17 protein-coding genes, 1 pseudogene and 1 riboswitch are annotated in these 25,308 nt (G+C 61.2%); of the genes and pseudogenes, 13 read left to right on the top strand and 5 right to left on the bottom strand.

The genetic code is table 11. The features are described from left to right. Nucleotides 1-87 precede the first annotated feature (87 nt). Nucleotides 88-1,164: a glycosyltransferase family 61 protein gene (locus JK199_RS07985; RefSeq protein WP_212375047.1), complete on the top strand. Its 1,077-nt coding sequence runs from the start codon at nucleotides 88-90 to the stop codon at nucleotides 1,162-1,164. A 27-nt stretch (nucleotides 1,165-1,191) separates the two neighbouring features. On the opposite strand, the gene JK199_RS07980 is transcribed toward JK199_RS07985, so the two are convergent. Continuing rightward, on the bottom strand, nucleotides 1,192-3,534 hold the full coding sequence (locus JK199_RS07980; protein ID WP_212375045.1) for a TonB-dependent receptor: 2,343 nt from the start codon (nucleotides 3,532-3,534) through the stop codon (nucleotides 1,192-1,194). Nucleotides 3,535-3,893: 359 nt separating this feature from the next. Between JK199_RS07980 and JK199_RS07975 the strand changes: the two genes are divergently transcribed. Continuing rightward, on the top strand, nucleotides 3,894-5,069 hold the full coding sequence (locus tag JK199_RS07975; RefSeq protein WP_212375043.1) for a phosphatidylinositol-specific phospholipase C1-like protein: 1,176 nt from the start codon (nucleotides 3,894-3,896) through the stop codon (nucleotides 5,067-5,069). Between the two features lie 15 nt (nucleotides 5,070-5,084). Here the strand turns inward: JK199_RS07975 and JK199_RS07970 are convergent, their stop codons facing one another. The 3 genes from JK199_RS07970 to JK199_RS07960 all read right to left on the bottom strand — a co-directional run bounded on the left by JK199_RS07970 (nucleotide 5,085) and on the right by JK199_RS07960 (nucleotide 8,315). Further along, nucleotides 5,085-7,313, bottom strand: coding sequence for an FUSC family protein (locus JK199_RS07970; RefSeq protein WP_212375041.1), 2,229 nt, complete (start codon nucleotides 7,311-7,313; stop codon nucleotides 5,085-5,087). 23 nt (nucleotides 7,314-7,336) lie between these two features. Then, the gene (locus JK199_RS07965; RefSeq protein ID WP_077931785.1) at nucleotides 7,337-7,759 is read right to left on the bottom strand and encodes a MarR family winged helix-turn-helix transcriptional regulator; all 423 of its coding nucleotides are present in this window, start codon (nucleotides 7,757-7,759) and stop codon (nucleotides 7,337-7,339) included. A gap of 157 nt (nucleotides 7,760-7,916) precedes the next feature. Next, a complete protein-coding gene (locus tag JK199_RS07960; RefSeq protein WP_077931025.1) occupies nucleotides 7,917-8,315 on the bottom strand; it encodes a hypothetical protein in 399 nt (132 codons plus the stop codon). Between the two features lie 321 nt (nucleotides 8,316-8,636). Between JK199_RS07960 and JK199_RS07955 the strand changes: the two genes are divergently transcribed. The 11 genes and pseudogenes from JK199_RS07955 to JK199_RS07905 all read left to right on the top strand — a co-directional run bounded on the left by JK199_RS07955 (nucleotide 8,637) and on the right by JK199_RS07905 (nucleotide 24,032). Beyond that, nucleotides 8,637-9,272 (top strand): sorbitol dehydrogenase family protein, encoded by a 636-nt coding sequence (locus JK199_RS07955; protein WP_212375039.1) that lies wholly within the window; start codon nucleotides 8,637-8,639, stop codon nucleotides 9,270-9,272. A gap of 19 nt (nucleotides 9,273-9,291) precedes the next feature. After that, complete coding sequence (locus JK199_RS07950; RefSeq protein ID WP_086654655.1) at nucleotides 9,292-10,929, top strand: GMC family oxidoreductase; 1,638 nt, start codon at nucleotides 9,292-9,294, stop codon at nucleotides 10,927-10,929. After that, a complete protein-coding gene (locus JK199_RS07945; protein ID WP_212375037.1) occupies nucleotides 10,922-12,448 on the top strand; it encodes a c-type cytochrome in 1,527 nt (508 codons plus the stop codon). Before JK199_RS07950 ends, JK199_RS07945 begins: the two co-directional genes overlap by 8 nt. Before the next feature lie 200 nt (nucleotides 12,449-12,648). After that, the gene (locus JK199_RS07940; protein ID WP_342356304.1) at nucleotides 12,649-13,860 is read left to right on the top strand and encodes an MFS transporter; all 1,212 of its coding nucleotides are present in this window, start codon (nucleotides 12,649-12,651) and stop codon (nucleotides 13,858-13,860) included. Between the two features lie 38 nt (nucleotides 13,861-13,898). Then, nucleotides 13,899-14,159, top strand: a riboswitch (cobalamin riboswitch). A 161-nt stretch (nucleotides 14,160-14,320) separates the two neighbouring features. Continuing rightward, entirely contained in the window at nucleotides 14,321-14,773 is a 453-nt protein-coding gene (locus JK199_RS07935) for a DUF1636 family protein (protein WP_077931030.1), read from the top strand. Further along, the gene (gene cobW / locus JK199_RS07930; RefSeq protein WP_212375035.1) at nucleotides 14,770-15,831 is read left to right on the top strand and encodes a cobalamin biosynthesis protein CobW; all 1,062 of its coding nucleotides are present in this window, start codon (nucleotides 14,770-14,772) and stop codon (nucleotides 15,829-15,831) included. Before JK199_RS07935 ends, cobW begins: the two co-directional genes overlap by 4 nt. 17 nt (nucleotides 15,832-15,848) lie before the next feature. Then, nucleotides 15,849-19,538 (top strand): cobaltochelatase subunit CobN, encoded by a 3,690-nt coding sequence (gene cobN, locus JK199_RS07925; protein ID WP_212375033.1) that lies wholly within the window; start codon nucleotides 15,849-15,851, stop codon nucleotides 19,536-19,538. Beyond that, complete coding sequence (locus JK199_RS07920; protein WP_244984995.1) at nucleotides 19,535-20,938, top strand: cobyrinate a,c-diamide synthase; 1,404 nt, start codon at nucleotides 19,535-19,537, stop codon at nucleotides 20,936-20,938. Before cobN ends, JK199_RS07920 begins: the two co-directional genes overlap by 4 nt. A gap of 111 nt (nucleotides 20,939-21,049) precedes the next feature. After that, a pseudogene (locus tag JK199_RS07915) lies at nucleotides 21,050-21,658 on the top strand (histidine phosphatase family protein); the annotation flags it as partial. A gap of 107 nt (nucleotides 21,659-21,765) precedes the next feature. Further along, on the top strand, nucleotides 21,766-22,395 hold the full coding sequence (gene cobO, locus JK199_RS07910; protein WP_212375029.1) for a cob(I)yrinic acid a,c-diamide adenosyltransferase: 630 nt from the start codon (nucleotides 21,766-21,768) through the stop codon (nucleotides 22,393-22,395). Nucleotides 22,396-22,409: 14 nt separating this feature from the next. Beyond that, nucleotides 22,410-24,032, top strand: a complete 1,623-nt coding sequence (locus JK199_RS07905) for a cobyric acid synthase (RefSeq protein ID WP_212375186.1) — start codon at nucleotides 22,410-22,412, stop codon at nucleotides 24,030-24,032. Nucleotides 24,033-24,443: 411 nt separating this feature from the next. On the opposite strand, the gene JK199_RS07900 is transcribed toward JK199_RS07905, so the two are convergent. After that, entirely contained in the window at nucleotides 24,444-25,268 is an 825-nt protein-coding gene (locus JK199_RS07900) for a mechanosensitive ion channel family protein (RefSeq protein ID WP_212375027.1), read from the bottom strand. Between the last annotated feature and the right edge of the window lie 40 nt (nucleotides 25,269-25,308).

Genomic DNA, 25,308 nt, shown 5'->3' with positions numbered 1-25,308 from the left:
GCTGACACAGCACGCTGGCCTGTTGCGCAAACTGCCTGAAACCCGCATCACAGTTTGCGGGCCGGAACAGTGAGGAGGGCAGAACGCGTGGATCTGGTGGAAATACAGAGCCTGCACAGGGTGTCCGTGGCGGAGGTCACGTCTCCCGCCTTTCAACTCGCCCCTCCGCGTGTGCTGAACCCCGATTATATTCCTGCGCACATTCTGGACGCCATGCGGCCCGGCTGGTTTACCGGCGCATTCCCCGCAGGCCGCGTGCGGGTAACAAAACTGTTTGATGTGTATGTCACTCAGGAAGGTCTGGTATTTACGCAGGATAAAAAGCTGGTGCAGGAGAGCATCACCCAGCATACGCCGGAAGAGTGCGCACAAGGGCTTGCGCAGATTCTGCAGGCCGAACAGACGCAGAGCGTACAGCATGTCACCCCGTCCTCCCTCCTGCTGCGCAAGCGCGGAGAGCAGAATTACGGGCACTGGATGGTGGAACTGCTGCCAAAACTCTGGCTGGCGGAAGAGCATTTACCTCTGTGTTCTCTGGTCGTGCCGCAGGCAGGAGGGAATTTCGCCCGTGTCCTGCGGGATAGTGTGGCGCTCAGCACGGGCTTCGTGCCGCTCTATCACCCCATGAGCCCGCAGGATGTGTCCTTTTTTAAAGAACTGGTTCTGGTGGATGGCCTGAGTAATCACGGCGTCTATATGTCTCCGCTGGCCTTTTCCCGCACGGACGCCATGGTCGCCAGCGTGCCCGGCGCGCAGGTGCGCAAGCTCTATCTCACTCGTAAAAACCGGGCCAGAAGCATCAGGGATGAAGACAGTCTGATGGACTTCCTGCAAGAACAGGGCTTTGTGTGTCTGGACCCGTCTGACCTGACGCTTCTTGAGCAGATCAAGATTTTTAAAAATGCGGAGTGTGTTGTGGGGGTGATGGGGGCAGCCATGACCAACATCATGTTCTGCCGCAAAGGGACCAGAGTGATCAATCTGGCCCCCGGCACAATGCCGGATACGTTTTTCTATTTTATCGCGGGCCTGCGCGGACTGGACTATTACGAAATCCGCGGAAAACTCTGCGAGGAAAGCGAAAGCTGGGATGTCCCGTTCGAAATTGAACGGGACCATCTGGCGCATGTTCTGAGCCTTAGCCCGCAGGGTCAGGCAAACTGACTCTGCAACCCGGTTGGCAGTTCCCGGTTAGTAGCTGAAGTTAATAAACCCGCCGACGGTGCGGCGCGCATCCGGTGAGGTGTAGTGCAGATACCCGGCCGTCCCGTAAAGCTGGTAGCCGGTTGAGAAATACTGGTTGAACATATTGCGCACATACAGCCCGACCTGAAGCCGCTTGTTGAGCGGCAGCAGGCTGACGCGCAGATTGACAAGACTGTAAGCCGGAACTTTGGAATAATCCGGCTGGCCGGTTACCGTCCATGTCGTGCCGCGATAGGCGTAGTCAAGATGCGCCTGCACACCAAGATGCGGGGTCAGGTCATGCTGGTAGTCAATAAAGGCATTGGCGGACCAGACCGGCGCATTGGTCAGGCGGGTATTCGTATAGTTAGCTTTTGTGCTGGCAACGTAATCCGTAAAATGCGCATCCGTAAAGGAAACAGATCCGGATAATGTCAGATCAGGAATAGGCTTATAGGCCACATTGCCTTCAAAACCCTGACTGACCAGCCCGCCCGCATTGCCGATCGCACTTGTCAGAATAGTTGTGCCATTCCCTGCCGGAACAGGCGTCAGCACAGTCGCCTGAAAGTCGGTAAAGTCTTCACGGAAGGCGTCCACGTTCAGGCGCAGCCTGTGGTGCATCCATTCAGACTTCATCCCGGCTTCGTAGGATTTCACGGTCTCTTTATGGTACGGGTCGTAATTATTGCCGACAAACGCAATCCCTGCGGGCTTATAGCCGGTGGAGAAAGTAAAATACGCCATGACGTTGGGGTTGAAGTGATATTCAGGAGAAATCCGGCCTGAGAAGTTCTGGCCCGTCATCTGGCCCCACGGGTAAACAGGCGCGTTATGGGTAGGCGTAAAAGTGGGATTATACCCCGTGACCGCCTGTGCGTCTGTATTGATAAAGCTCAGCCCCTGAGAATTTTTATCGTGAGTGTAACGCCCACTGATGGCGATATCAAAATGGCGGGAAATATTGAACTTCAACTGTCCAAATGCCGCCAGAGATTCATTGCGGGACTGGAAGAGGGAGGTATTGCCGCTATACCCCACAGCGCCGGAGTTATTGTACAAATTCGCGGCCGGAACGCCATCCACATAAAGCGGTGCGCCTGCCGTGCCCCACTGATACTGGGTCTGGCGTGCGTCAAGACGGTTGAAGAAGCCACCGGCCAGCCATTCCAGAAAATGCCCTTTGGGGGAGGAGAAGCGAATTTCATCACTGAATTTCTGCGTCGTCAGATGCCCAAAATTGTAAGGGTAATAGGCAGAAACATCCAGCGGCACGAGGTCAACCGGCGTGTTGTTGTTATACAGAGACTGACGCCATGCGCTGATGAAGTTGAGGTCGTTTTCCCCGATTTTTGTATGGATTTTCAGGGCCGCGCCATATTCTTCTGAAACGATATTCCCATAGATAGGGTCAGCCGTATCCGCATTTTTTGAGTTGGGATAAACGCCCAGAGAGTTGAGGGCGGAGGTTACGGCAGCACTCTGGCCACCCACCGGTGTGCGGACGCTGCTGTCCCAGTGGTGGGCATAATCGCCCTGCAAGGTAATATCCAGATTATCCGTGGCCTGAACATAGAATTTGCCACGGCCACCATATTCATTGGTGGAGCCAACCAGCTTGTTCAGTACGACGTTGCGGCCAAACCCATCCTGCGCGTTATCAAAGCCGGAAATACGGAACGCGGCCTTGCTGCCAACCGGAATATTCACGGTTGCATTCAGAATACGCTCATTATGCTCACCGTAACTCGCACTGGTCCGGGCTGTAAATTTGTTCAGCACCGGCTTGCCGGTGGTGACGGCAATAACGCCGGATGTGGAGTTCATGCCAAACAGCGTGCCCTGCGGGCCCATCATGATATCAACATTGTTGATATCCACCATGCCAATCATCCCGTTGGCGCGCTGGGCATCCATCACCACATCATCCACCACAACGCTGACGGATTTTGCATTGGAAAAATCGAAAGATTCACTGCCAACACCGCGAATCTGAAATGCAGCGCCCTGTGTGGGGTCATACTGCACGCCCGGTGCAAGATATTGCAGGTCAGTCAGGGCGGTATAGCCTGCGTTGGCAAGGGTCTTGCCATCAATATGCTGGATGGAGATGGGAACAGTCTGGTTGTTTTCAGCCCGGCGCTGGGCTGTCACCACCACGGATTCCAGAGCAGAATTCGCACGGTCTCTGGTTTTTTTCGTGGCTTTGGCCGCGCGCGGCGCGCTGGCCTTATGCGGTGCCTGCCGGGGCTTCTGCTCTGCGGGTGTGGCTGTGTCTGTTTCTGCCCAGACCTCGCACGGAAAGGCGATGCCACAGCACAGAGCAAACCTGAAAAGCGTCTTTTTCATAAGAAGATTTTTCCGACACATGTTTGGAGCAGCACCAGATGACTGAGGTCTACAGGCATGATTATGTGCACTCTTCAGTCATAAGAATTTCGAATGGGTATCCCCTTACAAAAATTCATTTCTGGATAGAAGAATGATTCTCCTTTCGTAATATAAGTTTCATAAAGCTCTTCTGATCTGTGTTTATTCTGACAAAGTGTGAAATTTATTTTATTTTTTCTATAAAAATTGGTTTGTGAAATAAATATGAAACTATGTAGCCATTTCTTTACTTTGTTCCGCTCCATTATTATTCCGTGCAGGCTATGCGGCCCTCATAGACCCAGCCCGTTCCCATTCTGCTGAAATTGGACGTTTTCATGAAACCAGTTTTTTGTGCGCTTCCTGCACTTCTCTGCGCTTTTTCTGTTCTGTCATCCCCGGCAAGCTTTGCGGATGACACACTTAAAATGAACCAGATTCAGGTTATTGGTACGCACAACAGCTACCGGCGCAGTCTTTCCCCCACCACACTCGCATGGCTGAAAAAACTGTCACCGGAAATGGCGGACGCGCTGGACTACCAGCATGGGTCCCTGAAAGCGCAGCTGGATGGTGGTGTGCGCCAGCTTGAAATTGATATCTATGCTGACAGTTCCGGCAAACGCTACGCCCATCCTCGCGGTGTGGAGTGGGAGAAAAAAGCAGGCTTCACGCCTGATGCGGACCAGAGCGATGCGACCGACAAACAGGGCACGGACTTCAAGGTCATGCATATTGTCGATATTGATCAGCGTTCAAGCTGTGAACCGCTGCGCCAGTGCCTGACACTGGTCAAGGAATGGTCAGACGCGCACCCTAATCACCTGCCTGTCTATATTGATCTGGAAACCAAGCAGGATGTGCCGCTACCCGGAGGGAAGCTGCCCTTCACTCAACCGGAACAGTTTACAAAAGCCACCTATGACAAGCTGGATGCGGAACTGCTCTCTATCTTCGGGCGTGAAAATATCCTGACCCCGGACGACGTGCGCGGTTCTTACGCCACGCTGGAAGAAGCAGTTTTAAAACGGGGCTGGCCTGCTCTGGCGTTTGGGCGCGGCAAGGTTGTTTTCACGTTTGACCGCCCGCATGACACAGCGCGGTATGTGGCTGGGCACCCCGCGCTGCGTGGCCGCGTCGTCTTCACCAACGGTCGCCCCGGTGACCCGGACGCTGCGTTTACGGAAGCGAATGAAGGCTTTGTCGGCAAGGCCGGGAACGGGAGTGCTGCGGTCGATAATACAGCCGCTCTTCAGACCATTCAGTCTCTGGTGAAAAAGGGTTATCTGGTCAGAACCCGTTCGGATGCCAATACGGTGGAAGCCAGACAGGGTGACGTGACCCGCCGGGAGACGGCCTTCCAGTCTGGCGCGCAAATTATCAGCACGGACTATCCGGCGTTTGAAACCGCACCGTGGAATAACTACTCTGTCTCTTTCCCCAACGGCGCTGTGGCCCGCTGCAACCCTGTCAACGCACCGGCAGGCTGCACGGCAGCGGACGTTACGGAATAACCACGTCCGCCTGCTTTAGCCAAAAAGGATATTGCGCTGCGGCACAAGGGCGGAGACGGGGGCATTGGCCCCAGGCATGTCGGCGGTGAGTTGCAGCGGCCCGTGGCGGTCAAAAAAGCCCGGTACGGAGCGGATGATATAGGCCGCCTGCTCAAGGCAGGAAATCACGCGGTCCCGCGCCAGTGCCGTGCCGGCATGGTCCGGAATGGCGCTGATTTTCTGTGCCGCAAGGCTCAGCCCCGCTGCCGTTTTGAGCGGCGCACTATGCAGGTAGCGGAAGGAGCCAAGGGCGTCTTCCAGCAGGTCATGCGTCTGCCCGTCGGGCAGGGTGTGGCCCGCGTTCCAGCGCAGCCGCACAATCAGCCGCCCGAGTGAGAGAGCGGCAAAGGCGGCATCCGTATAGCCCTGCCGGTCCACATCATCTGTCAGGAAGGAAAAGCGCATCATCATGCGCGAGATTTTCTGAATCTGGAATCCTTCCCACGCCACCCACATCACTTTGCGGTTCTGCGGAGCAAGGGCCAGACGCTGCACGCTGCGGGTGAGGGAAGAGACCAGCCGTGCCGCATCCAGCCGGTGGTTGGCGGGCAGAATGACGCGGAACACCAGCACCAGCAGCACACAGGCCACAGCCATGGTCAGCCAGTTGTTGGTCAGCGTCAGGTCATCATAGGTAATAGGGTTGTTGACAGCCAGCATCATGGTGAAAAACACCGCATAACCAAACGCCCCGATGCTGTAGCGGGGGTGGAACTGCAACCACACACCGGGCAGCAGAAACAGGCAGATGGTCAGCCACAGCAGCGGATAACCGTCAATCTGTGGCAGGCCCAGCGTGTGGCACAGAAAGCTGGCGGGAATGGCCAGCGCGGTGCCCGTGGCCATCAGCGGGCTGGTTTTTGCGACGGACGGTGTGGTGGATAGCAGGCTGGACGCCGCCACCACAAACAGCATCAGCATGGGCCCGGTGCTCCAGTGCAGCACGTACCACATCATCCCGGCCAGCAGCGCAATAAACATGCCGCGCGCGCCGTTCCGCAGGGCCATGGGCCATTCCAGATACGGGCGCAGGGGCATGCGCGCCCGTGTGGGGCGGCGGATTGTCAGGTCATGCAGGGCCTGATCCAGTTGCACCAGCACATCCCGCGTATTGTCCAGAGACGCCAGCACAGTGGAGGATGGGGTCTCAGTCTCCAGACGGTCCAGCGCGAGCAGGGTGGCATGGATACAGGCGGAAACAGGCTTCGGGTCGTCCTGCCAGCCCGGCTTTTCTGTCAGCTCCAGAATGCGTTCCAGCGTGGCGGCAACTTCCTGATGCACCGCGCAGGAGGCTCCGTTGGCCAGAGAAAGATTCAGCCAGTACGGGTGATAGGTCACAATCAGGCCGGTCAGGCGGCTCAGGCAAATACGCAGGCGGTTGACGCGCGCCTGCATGTCCCTGTCATCCGCGGCGGCATATTCAATCGCCGGGCCAAGCCCCGCCATGCGCGCCAGCAGGCGGCTGCGGCTATCATAGAGCGGGGGCGGCAACGCCCGGAAGGAGGGAGCCGGGCCGCTGCTTTCCAGACGTTCAATCTGTTCTGCTGCGTGGTCCGTCGCATCCTCAAGGGTGGTGTGCTGGCTTTCCGCTGCGTGAAAAGACAAGGCATGGCGCACCGTTTCCCGGAACGCATCGCCCAGCGCCGTCAGCACGCGGCTGGGTTTGTGGGGGGAGGTGAGCATGAACACAAAGGCGGTTGTCACCACCCCGGTTGTCACAGCGGAAAGCCGCCCCATAGCCGCCAGAAAAATATGTTCCGGGTTGGCAAAAGCGGGGGCGGAAACAATGACAATCGTATAACCCACCAGCACGGCGGCGTAGGCGCGGAACAGCCGCAGGAAGGTGGCCACCATACAGGCCAGCCCCACAAACACGGACAGCGCTGCAAAATACAGCACCGGAGACTGCACAAAGGCCGCCATCACGCCCACGCTGATGGTCGCGCCAATTACAGTACCAATCACACGCCACACACTTTTGGAAACCATGGCCCCCACAGTGGGGTTTGCCACAATCAGCACCGTGGTGGCGGCACTCATGGGGGACTGGAGCTGGAACATAAAGGCCAGAAACAGGGCAATGCCAATGCACAGGAACACCCGTGCGGTATAGGCGGCGGTGCTCAGCGTGGCCTGCCACTGTTCATCCTCGGCAAACAGGGCGGGCATCAGGCGGCGGATGGTGTGTGAAAAACGGGAGGACATGGCGGAGGCTATTCCGGGTGGCGTCAGGTGGGCAGAGCGTGAGCGGTGGTCAGAAGGGCGTCCATCCGCGCCACAAGTCCCTGTGCGTCCTGCGCGGACAGGCCCTCCTTCATGCTCAGTTCAACCTCTCCGGCCACCTGATGGAACAGGGCGCATTTTTCCCGCCCGGCCGCCGTCAGGCTCAGGCATTTGGCCCGGCGGTCCTGCGCGTCGGGCGTGCGGGAGAGCAGGCCTTCCTTTTCCAGCAGGTCCAGCACCCGCACCAGTGCGGAGCAGTCCGTATCCATCACCAGCGCGAGATCTCGCTGCGTGGTGCCTTCCGGCATCATCATCAGGTAGGCCAGAGGCCGCATGACGGCCACGGTCATGCCGTGCGGGCGCAGGGCGCGTTCCAGCCGCGTGCGCCACACCGCCGCCAGCCGCATGACCCGAAAAGTGAGCGCCATGGAGCTGAATGCGGAATCATCCAGAGCAGGCAGGCCGTACTGAGGCACCGGAAAACCTCTATTTTGTTAGGGTGGGAATATTTGACATGTAAAATATATTGGCAGCAATATAACAGACCCCATCGGCCGGTCAATATCGTCCGCGGGGGTGGACTGTTCAGAAGAGAGTGAGGCTCATAAACCCGCCCAGCAGCACCATGCCCCACAGCGTGATCAGGATCATCCGCCGCCTGATCAGGTGCCGCACCAGCAGGCGCATCAGCGGGTCTGGCCCGGCTGGCATGGTCAGGGTGTCCGGCTCAGCTTTTCTGTAAGGCGCGTCCGCCTGTGCAACGCCCACGGTGCTGATCAGCTTCTGGCGGAACAGGTCGAGATCTTCTTCCCGGTAGAGCTTTTTCCCGTTGCCCGAAATCCTGCGTGGCCCGCAGGCCAGAAGCGCCATGACAAGTAATGCGTTCTGCCCGATCCCCAGATAGCGCGAGGCGTCCGGGCGGGAGAGCACGGTCCGGCCGGGGAAGGTGATCAGGGATGCTGTCGGTGTTTCAGAGGGCGTCATGGCCAGATCAAATCCTGTGCAGAGCAATCTGAAATAAAGCGGAGCGGAGAGGTGTTTCGTATAAAAAACGGCGGGGAAAAATCCGTCCAGCAAGAAGATCCGTAACAGAAAAAAGATGCTCCTGTAAAAATGGCAGGAGTATGTTGGCTAATTGAGAATAAATATCATCTGAGGGAAATCCCGAAGCGCGGGAATTTCAGGCTGGAAGCCTGCCGGATACGTCTTTATAGACTTAAACCCTGATGAAATAACAAAAAGGACCATGGCTCTTCACAGGCTGATGGTCCGCCCGGTTATGTACACTGTGGAAAAGGACCAACCATGAAGAAAGACTGGCCCTGTGCGCCCGTCAGTCTGCAAAATGTCTCGCCCAACGCAATGCGGATGGCCAGATTACTGCGGATGTCCCGGCGCGATGTACTGCTGACAGGCATGGGGGCGGCCGTCACATATGGCGTTGCCAGCGGGGTTGCGGGTGCGGCAGATGCGCCTTCCGCCCCTGCGCAGGGCGCAGACCCGGTAGCAGCGCAGTTCATGGCGGTCTCTCGCCTGCTGACGGATCGCCCCACGCTGGACCTGCGTATCGGGAATGCCCTCTATGCAGGAATCGTCCAGAGCGATGCCGGACGGCAGGCGCAGATCAGCGCGCTGCATGATCTGATGAGCAAAGAGCAGTTCTCCAGCGCCACCACGTTTGCCGCCGCAGCGGAAAAGGCGGACCCGGCCCTGAAGGATGTGATTCATGACATTCTGACCGGCTGGTACCGGGGTGTCGCGGATGGCAAGGTGGTGGTCTATCGCTCCGCCCTGATGTTCGACATCACGAAGGACGCGGTCTACCCCAAGACCTACGCCACAGGCGGCCCGTTCTACTGGACCACGCAGCCGCCGGAAGTAGACCGTCCCACAGGGCATCCAGCCCTTTCACCCTCGAAATTCGTCGTAGAACCGACCTGAGAGCGGGAATATCAGCCGTATGCCTTCTGAACAGACTCTCTCCGCCGATGTTGTCATTGTCGGGTCCGGTGTTGCCGGAGCGTCCATTGCCAATGAACTCGCGCGCGCCGGAATTTCCGTTATCGTGCTGGAAGCTGGTCCGCGTGTGGACCGCCAGCATTTTGTAGAAAATTTCCGTAATCTGGAAAACAAGCCCTCCTATCAGGGGCCTTTTCCGGCGGTGCCGTGGGCCAGACATCCGCCCAACCAGATCACGCCGAATGATTATCTGCACACGTCCGGTCCGAATGCGGAAGCCTACCAGCAGGTGTACCTGCGCATGATGGGCGGCACGACATGGCACTGGGCCGGGTGCGCATGGCGCTACCTACCCTCGGACTTTGAGCTGAAAACCCGCTACGGGCAGGGGCGTGACTGGGCCCTGAAGTATGAGGATCTGGAGCCGTTCTATTATCAGGCGGAAGTGATGATGGGCGTCTGCGGGCCGGACCCGGCCAAGGAGGACCTCGGTTCTCCGCGCAAACAGCCTTACCCGATGGACGCGCTGCCCATCTCCTACGCCGCGCAGCAGTTCCGCAAGCTGATCAGTGAAAAAACGCCATGGCGCGTGGTGCATGAGCCGCAGGCCCGGAACACCCGCCCGTATGACAGCCGCCCGACGTGCGAGGGCCACAATAACTGCATGCCCATCTGCCCCATCGGGGCGATGTATAACGGCAGTTATTCCGTGTACCATGCCGAGGCCGCCGGGGCGAAGTTCATCCCCAACGCCGTGGTGTATAAAATCGAGCGAGACAGCGCCAACAAGCGCGTGACCGCCGTGCAGTATTATGACCCGGATAAAAATTCCCACCGCGTCACCGGCAAATATTTTGTGATTGCCGCGCACTGTATTGAAACCGCCAAACTGCTGCTGGTCTCTGCGGATGAGCAGAGCCCGGATGGCGTTGCCAACAGTTCAGGCCATGTGGGCCGGAACATGATGGACCATACCGGCGTGCAGGTGACGTTTATCAGTGGGGATAAAGCCCTCTGGCCGGGCCGTGGCCCGCTGGAAACCAACGTGATCGACAATTTCCGTGACGGCGACTGGCGGAATGAGCGCGGCGCGTATCTGGTGCATATGGTGGATGACAATCAGGTGGACCTTGCCACCCAGCTTGCCATTTCCAAAGGTTATGTCGGGCGGGATCTGGAAGAACAGATCCGTTATCTGGCTTCTCATACCGTGCGTCTGTTCAGCCATAACGAGGCCCTGCCGGACCCGGATAACCGCCTGACGCTGAGCAAGACCAACAAGGATATTCTCGGCATCCCGCATCCGGATGTTTATTACAAACTGCCTGACTACACCGTGAAAAGCTGTGACCACACCCGCAAGGTGTTCAAGGAGCTGATCGGCCTGATGCACGGCACGGATGAACAGTGGACACCGGGTTACTTCCCGCAGGATCATCCCTCCGGCAGCACCATCATGGGCACGGACCCGAAAGATTCCGTGGTGGATGGCCATTGCCGGACGCATGACCATGAGAACCTCTTTATTGCCAGTTCCTCAGTTTTCTCAACCGTGGGCACGGGCAACATTACTCTGACGGTCGCAGCGCTGGCGCTGCGTGTTGCAGATACGCTGAAAAAAGAACTGCTTCATGCCTGATTTCAGAACTCTCCTGTGTTCCGCTCTTATTGCCGGAACAGCCCTTGGTGGTGTGGCGCTCGCACCGCTGGCCGCCGCTGCCTCAGCGGACAAACCGTCCGCCCAGCCCACAGTGCCCGCGCCTGTGGCGGAAGAGGGGAAGCCCGTTGCAGGCTCTGATGCTAAAACATCAGACCACACGCCAACCTCTGAAAAACCGGCTCCTGCCGGGGAGGCCGCAACCCCTGCTGCCTCAACGCAGGCAGGTGCCTCTCCGGCCGCTCAGCCGGACAGTGCCGAGGCTGAACTGGCGCGGGGTGCCTACCTTGCGACAGCAGCGGACTGTGTAGCCTGTCACACCAAACCGGGCGGGAAACCTTTTGCGGGCGGCCTGAAAATCGCCACCCCGATGGGTCAGGTGGTTGCCACCAACATCACCCCGGACCCGGACCACGGAATTGGCCGGTATACGGAAGCGGATTTTGAAAACGCCGTGCGGCATGGCGTGCGCAAGGATGGCTCCTATCTGTATCCGGTCATGCCGTACGTGTCTTACGCGGGCATGACGGATCAGGACGTAAAAGCCCTGTATGCGTGGTTCATGCATGCGGTCAAACCGGTGGCGGAAGCGCAGGAAGAGACAAATCTGTCCTTCCCGGCCAGTATCCGCCCGGCCATGATGGCGTGGAACTTCATCGCCAGTAAGGAAACGCCGGAAACCGGGGATTCCAGCACGTATGACCCGCTTCGCCGGGGCCGTTATCTGGCCAACGCGCTGGAGCATTGCGGCACCTGCCACACCCCGCGTAACTTTATGCTGAGTGAAAAGCAGGACCATTATCTGGCCGGGACGTCCCTTGGCGCATGGTACGCGCCCAACATCACCTCCAGCAAAACCGGCGGCATCGGCTCGTGGAGCGAGGATGATCTGGTGGCGTATCTGCGCACCGGGCATGTGGCGGGCCGTGCGCAGGCCGCAGGTCCCATGGCGGAAGCCGTGGAGCACAGCACGAGCCACCTGACGGATACGGACCTGCACGCACTGGCCGCCTTTATCCTCAAGGTTGCCCCGATGGAGGATGAGGCCGACCACACCGCGCGTGATGCGTTTGGCAAGGCGGTGAACGAGCCGGATATCCGCACCAAAGGCCCGCAGCGGATTGATGATCTGGCGGAAATGGATGGCCCGCACATCTATGATGCCAACTGCGCGGCCTGCCACGGGCGGGACGGGGCTGGCACGCAGGACCATTATGTGCCCTCCCTGTTTGCCAACTCCACCGTAGGCGCAGGCCGTCCGGACAACCTGATCATGACCATCCTGAAAGGGGTGGATCGCACGGCGGGCAAGGAACATGCCTTCATGCCGGGCTTTGATGGTCAGTCCAACGTGCAGCGCCTGAGCGATGCGGAAATTGCCGCACTGGTGAACTACGTGACCGCCACCTTCGGCTCCGGGGATCACCACGTCACGCCGGAGCAGGTCAAAAACCTGCGGGGTGACAGCAAGCCGGTGAATCCGCCGGCCAAGGGGCAATAAGGGGGGAGTCACAAACCCCTCTGGCAGGCCGGGCGTTTTTCTCAGCGCCCGGCCTGTTCTGCCAGCCCGCTCTTGTCTGCGCGCTCTCGCCCTCAGCAGACTGCTGCGTTATCAGACGCAGTGCTTTTCCGGGCGCGCTTTTCCAGAAAATACGCTATGCACACCACCCTTTGAAGAGATCCGGGGTTAAGGGGAAAGCTGTGTTCGGTTCCTTGTCTGTTTCAACACGGATTGGCCTCGTCGCCCTGTGTGCCGCAACCTTTACAGCCATCACCAGTGAGATGGCTCCGGTTGCGCTCATGCTGGAGATGGCCCGTACTTTCCACACCAGCACCGGCCATATCGGGCTGGCAGTCACGGCGTATGCGCTGATTGTGGCCGTTGCGGCTGTGCCGCTGACGGTTCTCACCGCACGGGTGGAGCGGAAGCGCCTGATTCTTGTGGCGCTGGCAGGGTATGTGCTGTCCAACCTGATAGCAGCCTTTGCGCCCACTTTTGCTGTGCTGTGCCTGGGCCGCACCCTCGGCGGCGGCGCGCATGCGCTGCTTATGTCCATTGTGTCAGCCTATGCCGCCCATCTGGTGCCCAAAAAACTGACAGGCCGGGCCATCTCCTTTGTGTTTGGCGGGGCCTCCATGGGGGGCGTTCTGGGGGTGCCGGGGGCTGCGGCGCTGGGGCATTTTGCAGGCTGGCGCATCGCGATGCTGGTTGTGGCGGGGCTGGCAGCGTTTCTGACGGTGCTGATTGCCGTCTGCCTGCCGCCGGTTGTCAAACCGGCGGGGCGTCCATCCGGGCCGTACAAGGCCCCGCGTGAGGCTGTGCGCGCCTTCGGGTGGGTTGTGGCGGCAAACGCCATGTTCTTCCTCGCCCATAATGTTGTGTACACCTATATCGCTCCGGTGCTGATGGCGCATGGCCTGCCCGAGCAGTCTGTAAGTCTGGCCTTGCTGGTTATCGGGGTTCTGGGGTTGTCCGGCCTCTGGGCCTCCGGCCTGATGGTGGATCGCTGCCCGCGTGTGGGGATGCTCGGCGCCGGGGTGGTCATGGCGTGCGCGATTGCGCTGCTGGGCGGGACGCTGGTGCCGGGCTGGGAGAGTGTGGCGGTTGTCTGCCTCTGGTGCGCGGCCTATGCCTGCATCATTCCGTTCATCATGTCCGGGGCGATCCGCACCCGCGCCACCTCGGCGGATACAGCGGGGGCGGCGGTCAACAGCACCAGCAATATCGGTATTCTGCTTGGCTCGGCCCTTGGGGGGCAGCTTCTGTCCGCGTATGGCGTTGCGGTTCTGGTGCCTGTTTCTGTGGCGCTGTGCTGTGTGGCCATGCTGGTAGTGGTGCTGAGCGGCAATGCCTTTCCCGTCAGGCTGGCCGAGCATGAGGACGAAGAGGCGGCAGAACAGGTCTGCTCATAAAGCGCCCGGCTTACGGCTTGAAAAATACCGGTATTATGCGATGCTTGCCGCATGATGGTGTCCCGCGAGGGATGAAAAGGGAAGACCGGTGCGCAGCATCCGCTGCAAGGCCGTCGCTGCCCCCGCAACTGTAAGTGATTGCATGGTCCGCTATGGGCCTGCCGCCTCTGGCGGGCAGGTCCATGCCACCGGCTCCGGTAAGGGGGCCGGGAAGGCAGCCGGACCCGCGGCTGCAAGGTTTATTCCGCGCAGACCTGCACGACACAAGCCAGGAGACCTGCCATCATCCGCGCTGCCCTTTCAGGGCGGGCGGCTGTCTGAGGTGTCGTGTCCGGCGGGGTGCCCGGAAGGCGAGGGTGCGCTGGGCTGGCGCATCACTCCTGTGCCAGCAGGAGCACTGTGCATGCACTCCGTTTAAGGGCCGCATCTTCCCGGAGCGGCGCCTGATCGGGAATTTTTTATGCCTGCGTCTGTTCCGCATTCCGCCCCGTCCTCCCACGCGCCGCCTGCCGTGGCGGAAGGCCCGGTGCTGCATGTCTGCACCACCTGCCGGCGCGGCGGCCCCGGCATGGATCACCCTCCGGGCGCACAGTTGCTGGACCGCCTGACGGCCCTGCTGGAGGCCTCACAACAGGACTGCCCCGTCACGCTGCGTCCCGTCGCCTGTCTGGCCTCGTGTGACCGTGGGTGTACGGCGGCCATTGCCATGCCGGGCCGCTGGACATGGCTGCTCGGCCATCTTGGGCCGGAAAAGGCGGAAGATCTTCTGGCCTATGCGCGGCTCTATGCCGCCTCGGCCAAAGGGACGGTTATGCCGTCCCGCCGCCCGGCCTCTCTTTCTGATATGATTCTGGGCCGCGTGCCCGCTACCCTCTACCCTGAGGCCACAGTCTCTGAACAGGAGCCGTCATGACCGCATCCACCCGCGTTCCCGTCACCATCATCACAGGCTTTCTGGGGGCGGGGAAAACCACGCTCCTGCGCCATATCCTGCAAAAAGCGCAGGGCCACCGTATTGCCGTTGTGGTCAATGAATTCGGCTCTCTGGGCATTGATGGAGAAATCCTGCGCGGCTGCGGCGTAGAAGGCTGCCGGGAGGATGATATTGTGGAACTCACCAATGGCTGCCTGTGCTGCACCGTGGCGGATGATTTCCTGCCCACGATGGAAGCCCTGCTGGACCGGGCCGACCCGCCGGAACATGTGGTGATTGAAACCTCCGGCCTTGCCCTGCCCAAGCCGCTGCTCAAAGCCTTTGGCTGGCCCACCGTGCGCAGCCGCATGACGGTGGATGGCGTCATCACTGTGCTGGATGCGCCCGCCGTCGCCTCCGGCCGCTTTGCGGATGATCCAGAGGCCGTGGCAAAACAGCGCGAGGCCGATCCCTCACTGGATCATGACAACCCTCTGGCGGAAGTGTTTGAAGACCAGCTTAACGCGGCGGATCTGATTGTTCTGAACAAGACGGACCTGCTGGATGCCGCACAGCTTGATGCGGTGGAAGCAGAGATCAGAACCCTCTGTCCGCGCCCGGTGCGTATTATCCGCGCGCAGGATGGCAAGGTGGACCCCGCCGTGCTGCTGGGTCTGGGGGCGGAAGCTGAGGCTGATCTCCAGTCCCGTCCGTCGCACCATGATGCGGAAGATGGCGAGCATGAGCATGATGATTTTGAAAGTTTCGTCGTCACCGTACCGGAACAGCTTTCCGTCGAACGCTTCCTGACCCTGTTGCAGGATGTGGCGGCCCGGTATGACGTCCTGCGCATGAAAGGCTTTGCCAGTGTGCAGGGCAAGCCCATGCGGCTGGCTGTGCAGGGTGTTGGCACCCGCTTCCGGCATGAGTTTGACCGCCCCCTGACCCCGCAGGAGGCCCGCACCGGGCGTATTGTGGTCATCGGGCAGAAGGGGCTGGATGAGGCCGCCATTACGGCGGCGCTGGCGGCAGATCCGTCCGCAACGTCCGCCGGTTAAGCAGGCGGCCAGCCCCCATGCACCTTCTTGTGCGGGACAGCCGGACGCTGGATGAGCAGGACGTGGCGGAAGACCTCGGCCTGCCTCCGGCGGAGCTTGTTGTCCTGTCCTTTACGGAAAGTGACCTGCTCGGCCTGCTGCACGCACAGGCACGGCTGAAGGTCGGTCCGCGCGGGGAGGGGGAGACGCTGCCCTCTCTTCAGGTCACCAGCCTCGCCCGGCTACGGCACCCCATGTCGGTCGATCTGTATCTGGAGACCACACTGGCGCAGGCCCGTTGTGTGGTGGTGCGGCTGCTCGGCGGGCTGGATTACTGGCGCTATGGCGCTGAGGAACTCGCGGCATGGTGCCGGGCGCACCATATCCCGCTGGCTCTGCTCCCCGGAGAAGCCCGGCCACAGCCGGGTGCCGGTGCCCCGCTGTCGGATGATAGCCGTCTGGCGGAGCTCTCCACCGTGTCGGGTGAAATACGCAGGCGACTGAACGGGTTTTTCCAGTATGGCGGTGCTCACAATATGGAGCATGCCCTGCGCCTGATGGCCAGCCTCGCCGGGCAACACGCGGATGATGGCGCACAGCCGGAATCTCTGCCACCGTGGGGAGTGTACCGCACAGTTGCAGCACGCACGGACCTTAAAACAGCCGGTGCAGCAACACTCAGTCAGGATTCTGTTCCTCTGCCAGAAGGCCACACGCTGCGGGCCTCACTGATTTTCTACCGCGCCCATCTGATGGTGGGGGATATCGCCGCGCTGGACGCGCTGGCGGATGCCCTTGCCGCACAGGGCTGCGGGGTGGAGATGCTGTTTGTTACATCTCTTAAAGACCCTGCTGTTGCAAGCGGCGTTGCCGATGCGCTGAAAAACTTCCAGCCAGATATTGTCCTCAACGCGACCCTGTTTTCTTCCAGAACCCCGCAGGGGCACTCCCCACTGACGGTTGCCGGGGCGCCCATCCTGCAACTGCTCCAGCCGGGGGCGACACAGGAGGTATGGGGGCGCAGCCCGCGCGGTCTCTCCCGGTCGGACCTCGCCATGCAGGCTGTGCTGCCGGAACTGGATGGCAGCATCGCAACACTCCCCATTTCCTTCCGGCAGGACGCGCCGCCCGGCCTGCCTGCGGCCCGCACACCTTATCTGCCCGGTATCCGGCATACCGTGGCGCGGGGGCTGGCATGGGCACGCCTGCGGCATCTGGCCCCGGAGCAGAAGCGGGTTGGCATTATCCTCTCAGATTATCCGGGGGCCGGGCTTGCGCGGGAGACGGGGCATGTGGCTCATGCCGTCGGGCTGGACGGGTTTGCCAGTCTGGCCTCCATCCTCGCTCTGCTGCGGGCGGAAGGCTATCAGACCGGGCCAGCGCCTTTGCCAGACGCACAAACCCTCGTAACTCTGCTGGCCCAGACGGCCCCCCGCCCGCTGATAAGCCTTCCCACATACCATGCGCTGGCGGCGGAGCTGGATGCCGGGTTTATGGCGTCCGTCACGCAGGCATGGGGTGCGCCGGAGCAGGACCCATGCGTGCAGGAAGGCGCGTTCCATCTGCGCGCGCTGGAACTGGGGCATCTGACGCTTGCCGTGCAGCCGGACCGGGGGCGTCAGGCCGACCGGAAAGCCCGGTATCATGACCCGGATATCCCGCCCTGCCACGCTTATGTGGCGTTTTACCTGTGGCTGCGCAGCGTGCGGCGGCTGGACGCGCTGGTGCATCTGGGCACGCATGGCACGCTGGAATGGCTGCCGGGCAAGGCCGCAGCCCTTTCCGCCGCCTGCGCGCCTGCGGTGCTGACGGGGTCTTTGCCCGTTATTTACCCGTTTATTGTCAATAATCCGGGTGAGGCCGCCACGGCCAGACGGCGGCTCGGGGCCGTGACCATTGGCCACATGACGCCTCCGGTCCGGCAGGCTGACCTTTCGCCCGAAATGCAGACGCTGGAACGGCTGATTGATGAATATGCGGAGGCCGATGGTCTGGACCCGCGCCGTGGTGCATTACTCCGCAAGGAGATTCTGGAAAAAGCCGCCCGGACCGGCGTGCTTTCAGAAAGTGGTGTCCGCCCCGGTGAGGAGGATGAGGCCGAAGCCCTCGCCCGTCTGGATGCGTATCTGTGTGATGTGAAAGATCTGCAAATCCGTGACGGCCTGCATATTTTTGGCCAGACCGCGCCCGAGGCCGAGACCCTCGCTCAGACAATTCTTCAGGCCTGTTCCCCACAGGCTGGCACGCCACAGCCAGACAGTGCGCAGGGTCTTTCCGGGCAGATGGACCCGCGTCCGACAGAGCAGACCGCCCCCCTGTTCCAGACCATTACCGACCGCATCCGCCAGAGCGGCCCGGCGGAAGCGCAGGCGCTTCTCGCGGCTCTTGCGGGCCGGTTTGTCACCCCCGGTCCCGCCGGTGCGCCCACGCGCGGGCGGCTGGATGTGCTGCCCACCGGGCGCAACCTCTTCACGCTGGACCCGCGTGCGCTGCCAACGCCCTCCGCCATGGTGCTGGCTGAAAAAATGGAAAAACTGCTGCTCACCCGGCATATGCAGGAGCAGGGGGAACCGCTGACCCATCTGGTCATGGATTTGTGGGGCTCAGCCAGCATGCGCACCGGCGGGGAGGATATGGCCCTCGCACTCCGGCTGATGGGGGTCACGGTGCAGCGCGCCGCAGGCACCGGGCATGTCAGCGGGTTTGAAATCATTCCGCTACCCGTGCTCAACCGCCCGCGGGTGGATGTCACGTTGCGTATTTCCGGCCTGTTCCGGGATGCCTTTCCAGACCAGATTGCCCTGTTTGATCAGGTGGTGCAGGCCGTTGCCAGCCGTCGGGAAGCCGCGGAGTGGAACCCTCTGGCCGCCAGCGTACAGGGGCTGGAGGGCGCGGCCCGGACCCGTGCGACCGCCCGCATTTTTGGCGCGGCGTCCGGTTCTTACGGCACGGGGCTGGAGGATGCCCTGCACGCCGGCACGGGGGCGGATCAGGCGGCGCTTGGTCAGGCATGGCTTGAAAATTCCGCATGGACTTACGGCGGCGGGCGGGATGGCGGGCAGGATACCGCGACCCTTGCCCGGTTACTGGGGCAGGCGGATGCCGTGCTGCATGTGCAGGACCACGCGGAAACCGATATGCTGGAAAGCCCGGAAAATGCAGCGCATGAGGGCGGGCTGGCCGCAGCAGCAGCGGCCCTCGGGGCCAGCCCGGCTCTCTGGCATGGCGATACCTCCCGGCCTGAAACCCCGCGCCTGCGTGCCACCGCGCAGGAAGTGGCACGCATCGTGCGCGGTCGGCTGGCCAACCCGGACTGGATTGCCGGGATGCAGAAGCACGGCTACGCAGGCGCTGCGGAACTGGCGCGGGGGCTGGAGGCCCTGCATGGGTTTGCCGCCACCCTGCCACAGCGGTTTGACCAGCAGTTTGACAGGGTTTTTGCCGCCACACTGGGGGATAGCGCGTGTGATACGTTCCTCCGGCGCACCAACCCGGCGGCGCGGGAGGCCATGCGCGCCCGCTTTGCGGACGTCTGGCAGCGCGGCCTGTGGCACCCGCGCGGCAACAGTGTGGCGCAGGTGCTGGAAGGCGGTCTGGCGCCCGTGCTGCATGCCGCCTCCGGCCCGGAAGTTTCCCCACAAAGGCCTGAAGAGCAGATGGTCCGCGAACAGACGCTGAACACGCAGGGGTCTCAGCAGAGGTCTCACACGCCGGAGGAACGCGCATGAGCGTCCGTGCGATCATGGTGGCCGCCCCGCGCTCCGGCGGCGGAAAAACCACAGTTACGCTGGCGCTGCTGGCGGCCTTCCGGCGGCGCGGTATCCGGGTGGGGGCGGCCAAAACCGGCCCGGACTATATCGACCCGGCTTTTCATGCCGCCCTGACAGGTCGTCCCGGCCTGAATCTGGATAGCTGGTGCATGAACCCGGCCCTGCTGGCCGCAACGCTGGAGGCCGCCCGGCAGGATGTGGACCTTGTGGTGGTGGAATCCGCAATGGGGCTGTTTGACGGCCTTGTGGCACCGCAGGGCGGGCGCGGGGCGCCGTCAGATATTGCCGCGCGGTTTACTATTCCCGTGCTGCTGGTGCTGGATGTGTCCGGTCAGGGTCAGACGGTAGGGGCCGTGGCGCATGGTTTTGCCACATGGCAGCCGGAGGTGCAGGTGGCAGGCGTCGTGCTGAACCGCGTGGCCTCTCCCCGCCATGCCCGTCTGACAGAAGAGGCCATTCGGGCCGCGGGCCTGCCGGTCTGTGGCACTTTGCTCCGCCAGCCCGGCACGCCCCTGCCGGAACGGCATCTGGGGCTGGTGCAGGCGCGGGAGCATCACGGCCTGACAGACTGGCTGGAAGATCTGGCGGACAAGGCCGAGCGGGAACTCAACCTCGACGCTATTCTCGCCACTGCCCGCCCTCTGCCGGATACGCTTTTGCAGGCTGAAAACTCTCAGAATGGAACCCGTCAGGCGGACCTTCTTCCGCCCGGTGCGCTTCCGCCGCCCGGCCAGCGGATTGCGCTGGCGGATGATGCCGCGTTCTCATTCCTGTATGGCCATCTGGCCCTGTTCTGGCGGCGGGCAGGGGCGGAAATCATACCGTTTTCCCCGCTGGCGGACGAGGCACCGGACCCGTCGTGTGATGTCTGCTGGCTGCCCGGCGGATACCCGGAGCTTCATGCGGGAAAGCTGGCTGCGGCGGAGCAGTTCCGGCGGGGGCTGGCCACATTCGCCACCACCCGCCCGGTGCATGGGGAATGTGGGGGCTTCATGGTGCTGGGTGAGGCGCTGGAAGATGCGCAGGGCACGCACCATCGCATGACGGGTCTGCTGGGGCACGTCACATCCTTTGCGCGCCGCAAGCTCAATCTGGGTTACCGGGAGGCGACTCTGCTGGCACCCTCGGTGCTGGGGCAGGCAGGTACCACCCTGCGCGGGCATGAATTCCATTACGCCACAGTGCTGGAGGCCGGAGCCGATGCGCCGCTCGCGCAGCTGCGGGCGGGGGATGGCACGGACCTTGGCCCATGCGGCGGGCGCAGGGGCGGTGTGTCCGGTTCATTTTTCCATGTGCTGGCTTGTGGTCCTGCGGCGCTGCCCCCACATCCTGCCGTGCCTCATACCGGGTCTGCCTGAAATGCACGGAGCCGGGCGGGGCAGTGCTGCGTTGAACAACGCGGGTTGTAACAGCAGGCCCGCGCGCGCCGGGGCGATACCGGCCATGCAGGTCTGCCTGAGGAGAGAAAAATGGCGCAGTCTTTCCCCGTTTTGTTAGTGCGCCACGCACCGGTCATGGTGCCGGAGGGCGTATGTTACGGGCGGCAGGACGTCGCCTTGCGTCCGGGGTGGGAACGGGTCACATCCGGGCTGGCCGTACTGGCGCAGGGCGCAGTCTGCCGGGTGCTTTACACCTCTCCCGCCGCCCGTTGCCAGCAGATGGCCCGCAAGCTGGCAGCCTCCACAGGCATGGAAATGCGCATCGACCCCCGACTGGCGGAAATGAACTTCGGGGAATGGGAAGGCCGGCTCTGGCAGGATATTGACCGCGGCTTACTGGATGCATGGGCGGCGGACCCGGAAGGGTTTGTCCCGCCGGGTGGTGAGAGTGGCCGCGCGTTATGCCATCGGGTCCGGGCATTCTGGCAGGAGGTGCAGCAGGCAAGCACCCCGGCCTGTGTCCTGTCTCACGGTGGCCCGCTGCGGGTGCTGAGCGCGCTTGCCGCCGGAACACCGCCCGCCTTGCTGGCCCCTTCCATGCCGCAGGGGTTTGCGCGGCTGTTTATGGTCAGCGCCTCCGCAAACCTTACGCCGGAGAAGGAGGAGGCGGCAGACCCTCAGCGTCCTTCCCGGCCGCATACTCCGCGCAGTGCGCGCGTCGTTCCGCTCTGGCCACGCAACGCCCGTCGCGCAGCGGTCGAGAGCCATTTCACATTCCCAAAAACCGATACAGGCCCCGTTCTGACATGATCTCTGCCATACCCCCCTCCACCCCGGAGCAGGAGGCCGCACGCCACCGCGAGAAAATGCAGAAACGCAAGGCCGTGCAGGATCAGGAAGTAGCGGGCAAGCAGATCGAAAAAGGTCTGCTGATGGTCCATACCGGGTCGGGCAAGGGCAAATCGACCGCCGCCTTCGGTCTGGCCCTGCGCACCGTAGGGTATGGTCACCGCGTGGTGGTGGTGCAGTTTATTAAAGGGGCGTGGGACACAGGGGAGCGCCGGGCGCTGGAACGGTTTGAAGACCTTGTGGAATTTCATGCTCTGGGCGAAGGTTTTACGTGGGAAACACAGGACCGCGCGCGGGATATTGCGGCCTGCCAGCAGGCATGGGCCGTCGCGAAAGAGGCCCTTTCCCGCCCGGATGTGGCTCTGGTCGTGCTGGATGAACTCAATATCGCCCTGCGGTATGATTATCTGCCCCTGCCGGAGGTTCTGGCTGCCTTTGCGGCCCGGCCTCCCGGTCAGCATGTTGTCGTGACAGGCCGGAACGCTAAACCGGAGCTGGTCGAGGCGGCGGATCTGGTCACGGAAATGTCTCTGGTCAAACATCATTTTAAAGATGGTGTGCGCGCCCAGCAGGGAGTGGAGTTTTGAGCGCACGTGTTCTCATGGTGCAGGGAACAGGCTCAAGTGTCGGTAAATCAACTCTGGTGGCGGGGCTGGCGCGGGCCTTTACCCGGCGCGGCCTGCGGGTGCGGCCCTTTAAACCGCAAAACATGTCCAACAATGCAGCCGTAACAGCCGATGGCGGGGAAATAGGCCGTGCGCAGGCCTTGCAGGCCCGCGCGTGCGGCGTGCGCCCGACTGTGGATATGAATCCCGTCCTCCTCAAACCGCAGGGCGAGACCGGGGCGCAGCTTGTGGTGCGCGGGCAGGTGCGGCACAGCCTCGGCGCGCGGGACTATCAGAACCGTAAAGACACACTTCTGCCTGTGGTGGTCGAGAGTTTTCAGACTCTGGCCGTACAGGCGGACCTTGTTCTGGTGGAAGGGGCAGGCTCCGCGTCTGAAATCAATTTACGGGCGCGTGACATTGCCAATATGGGCTTTGCAGAAGCCGTCAACGCTCCGGTGGTGCTGGTGGGGGATATTGATCGTGGCGGTGTGATAGCCAGTCTGGTCGGCACACAAACTGTCCTGCCCCCGCAGGATGCAGCCCGCATCAAAGGCTTTATCGTCAATAAAATGCGCGGTGATATCTCACTGTTTTATGAGGGTATGGACTTCATCGCCCAGCGCACCGGCTGGGCTGCTCTGGGACTGGTGCCGGACCTCCCGGCTGTCCGCTCTCTCCCGGCGGAAGACGCTGCCGACCTCATGAGCACACTGGCAGCCTCACAGTCGGCATCCCGGCCAATATCCCGGCCTCCATCCCAGAGGGTCTCTCAGTCTGCCCCCTCTGCGGCCCCTGTGTACATCCCTGTGCATAACGGGGATGATAAACCGGCACCCCGCCTGCGTATCGCAGTAATTCTCCTGCCAATGATTGCCAATTTTGATGATCTGGACCCGCTCTGTTCAGAACCCGGTGTACAGATCCTGCCTGTGCAGCCCGGCCAGAGCCTGCCGGAGTGTGACCTTGTCCTGTTCCCCGGTTCCAAAGCCACACTGGCGGACTTAGCAACATTCCGCGCGCAGGGCTGGGCGGAGGCTCTCAAGGCCCATCTGGCGCGTGGCGGGCATGTTATGGGGCTTTGCGGGGGGTATCAGATGCTTGGGCAAAGCGTTGCAGACCCACAGGGCACGGAAGGCGCCGCCGATGTGGCCCCCGGCCTCGGCCTGCTGGCAGTGGACACGGTGCTGAGCAGCAGCAAACGCCTGCAAGAGGCATCCGGCCATCTTGCCGGAACAGATCTCGCAGTCTCCGGATATGAAATTCATACAGGCCAGACCACCGGGCCGGACCGTGCCCAGCCTCTTCTGGTCCTGAACGGGGCCGGGGAAGGGGCTATCTCTGCCTGCGGTCAGGTTTACGGCACGTATCTGCATGGTGTGTTTAACCATCGGCCTGCCCGCATGGCCCTGCTGGCGCGTGCGGGCGGAGCAGCTTTCCGCCCCGGTGGATGCTGGTATACGGCCAGCCTGCCAGAGCGGCATGAGGACGTTGTGGAACAGGCGCTCGACAGGCTGGCGGACCATCTGGAAGCCCACATCTCTCTGGATGCGCTTCTCGCTCTTGCGACCGTGCCGAGTTATGCAAAGTGCCAGACAGAACAGGTAGTTTCTTCGTAAGGGGTCACAGCCGCCTCAGCATAGGGCACCCCCAAAGCCAGCAGATCAGTCTCAGGGGTGTTTCATTAATGCCTTTCCAGCGTCCCACGTCCTGTGTCACAGCGCGATGGAGGAGGTATCAGTCTGGATATCGTTCGCGTTGCTCAAAATGTTTACCTAGTGGTTAGGTGCTAATCCTCCCGCGCATAGCGCCACGTTTTCCCTTTTCCAGTCACTCTCTTCATTCGCATGTGTGAAAAAGACAAAAGAAAATGTGATCACAGCGAGATCCGAACAGTATTTTTTTATCAGGCAGCCATAAGGAGAAATAAAAAAAGACTGACAGAACAACAACCATAAAAAAACGCGTCCTTCCGGAACAGGAAGGCCGCGCCCAGAACGCTCACGCAGAATGTTCTGTTTTTCCCGAGCTTAGCTGGCCGGAGCCGTCCGGGCCGTGGTGCCAAGACGATACCCTTCGCGTTTGAGGATCTGGATGGCGGTTTCAGAATATTTCCCCGTCAGCGGCGTGACATCCCCGGGCGCACACCAGAAGCTGAGGGTCACGGCAATATTGGCAGGCTGGGGCAGAAAGCCGACAGCGGGGGCAGGTGTTTTGAGAACAAGCGTATCATTCTCAACAGCTCCAAGCAGGAGCGCACGCGCTTTATCAATATCATCGTTATAATCAATCAGCACCGTAACGGATGCCTGAAGCCTGTCAGACTGAGAGCTGTTGACAACAATATTGTTGGAAAGAGTGCCGTTGGGCACATAAATCATCTCGTTTTTGGCGTCACGCAGAACGGTGCGGAACATCTCAATAGATTCCACCGTTCCGGCGCTGCCACCCGCCACAATGGAGTCCCCAACCTTGAAGGGGCGGAACAGCAGGATCAGCACACCACCGGCAAAGTTCGCAAGGCTTCCCTGCAACGCCATACCCACGGCCAGACCAGCAGCACCCAGCACAGCAACAAAGGACGTGGTGGCAATCCCCACCATGGAGGCCACGCTGATCAGCAGCAGCGCCTTCATCAGCAGGCCCGCAACGCTCAGCAGAAAGCCCTGAAGTGTGGGCTCAATATGGCTTGCGGACATCATCCGGCCCATGGCGTGTGTCACCATGTTGATAATTTTCCAGCCGACCAGCAGCACAATAAGAGCCAGCACAACCTGCCCCGTGTAGCTCAGCACTGTGGGGAGCCAGGCATTAAGCTGGACCCATAATGAATTGACCTGATGTTCCATAACCATCCCTGAATTGTCTGTTCATCACGCGTACGCACCAGCGCAC

This window comes from Acetobacter persici (assembly GCF_018256955.1).
GTDB classification, from domain to species: Bacteria; Pseudomonadota; Alphaproteobacteria; order Acetobacterales; family Acetobacteraceae; genus Acetobacter; species Acetobacter persici.
Note: the sequence above shows the minus strand (reverse complement) of the source record. Positions and strands in the feature narration are given on the sequence as shown.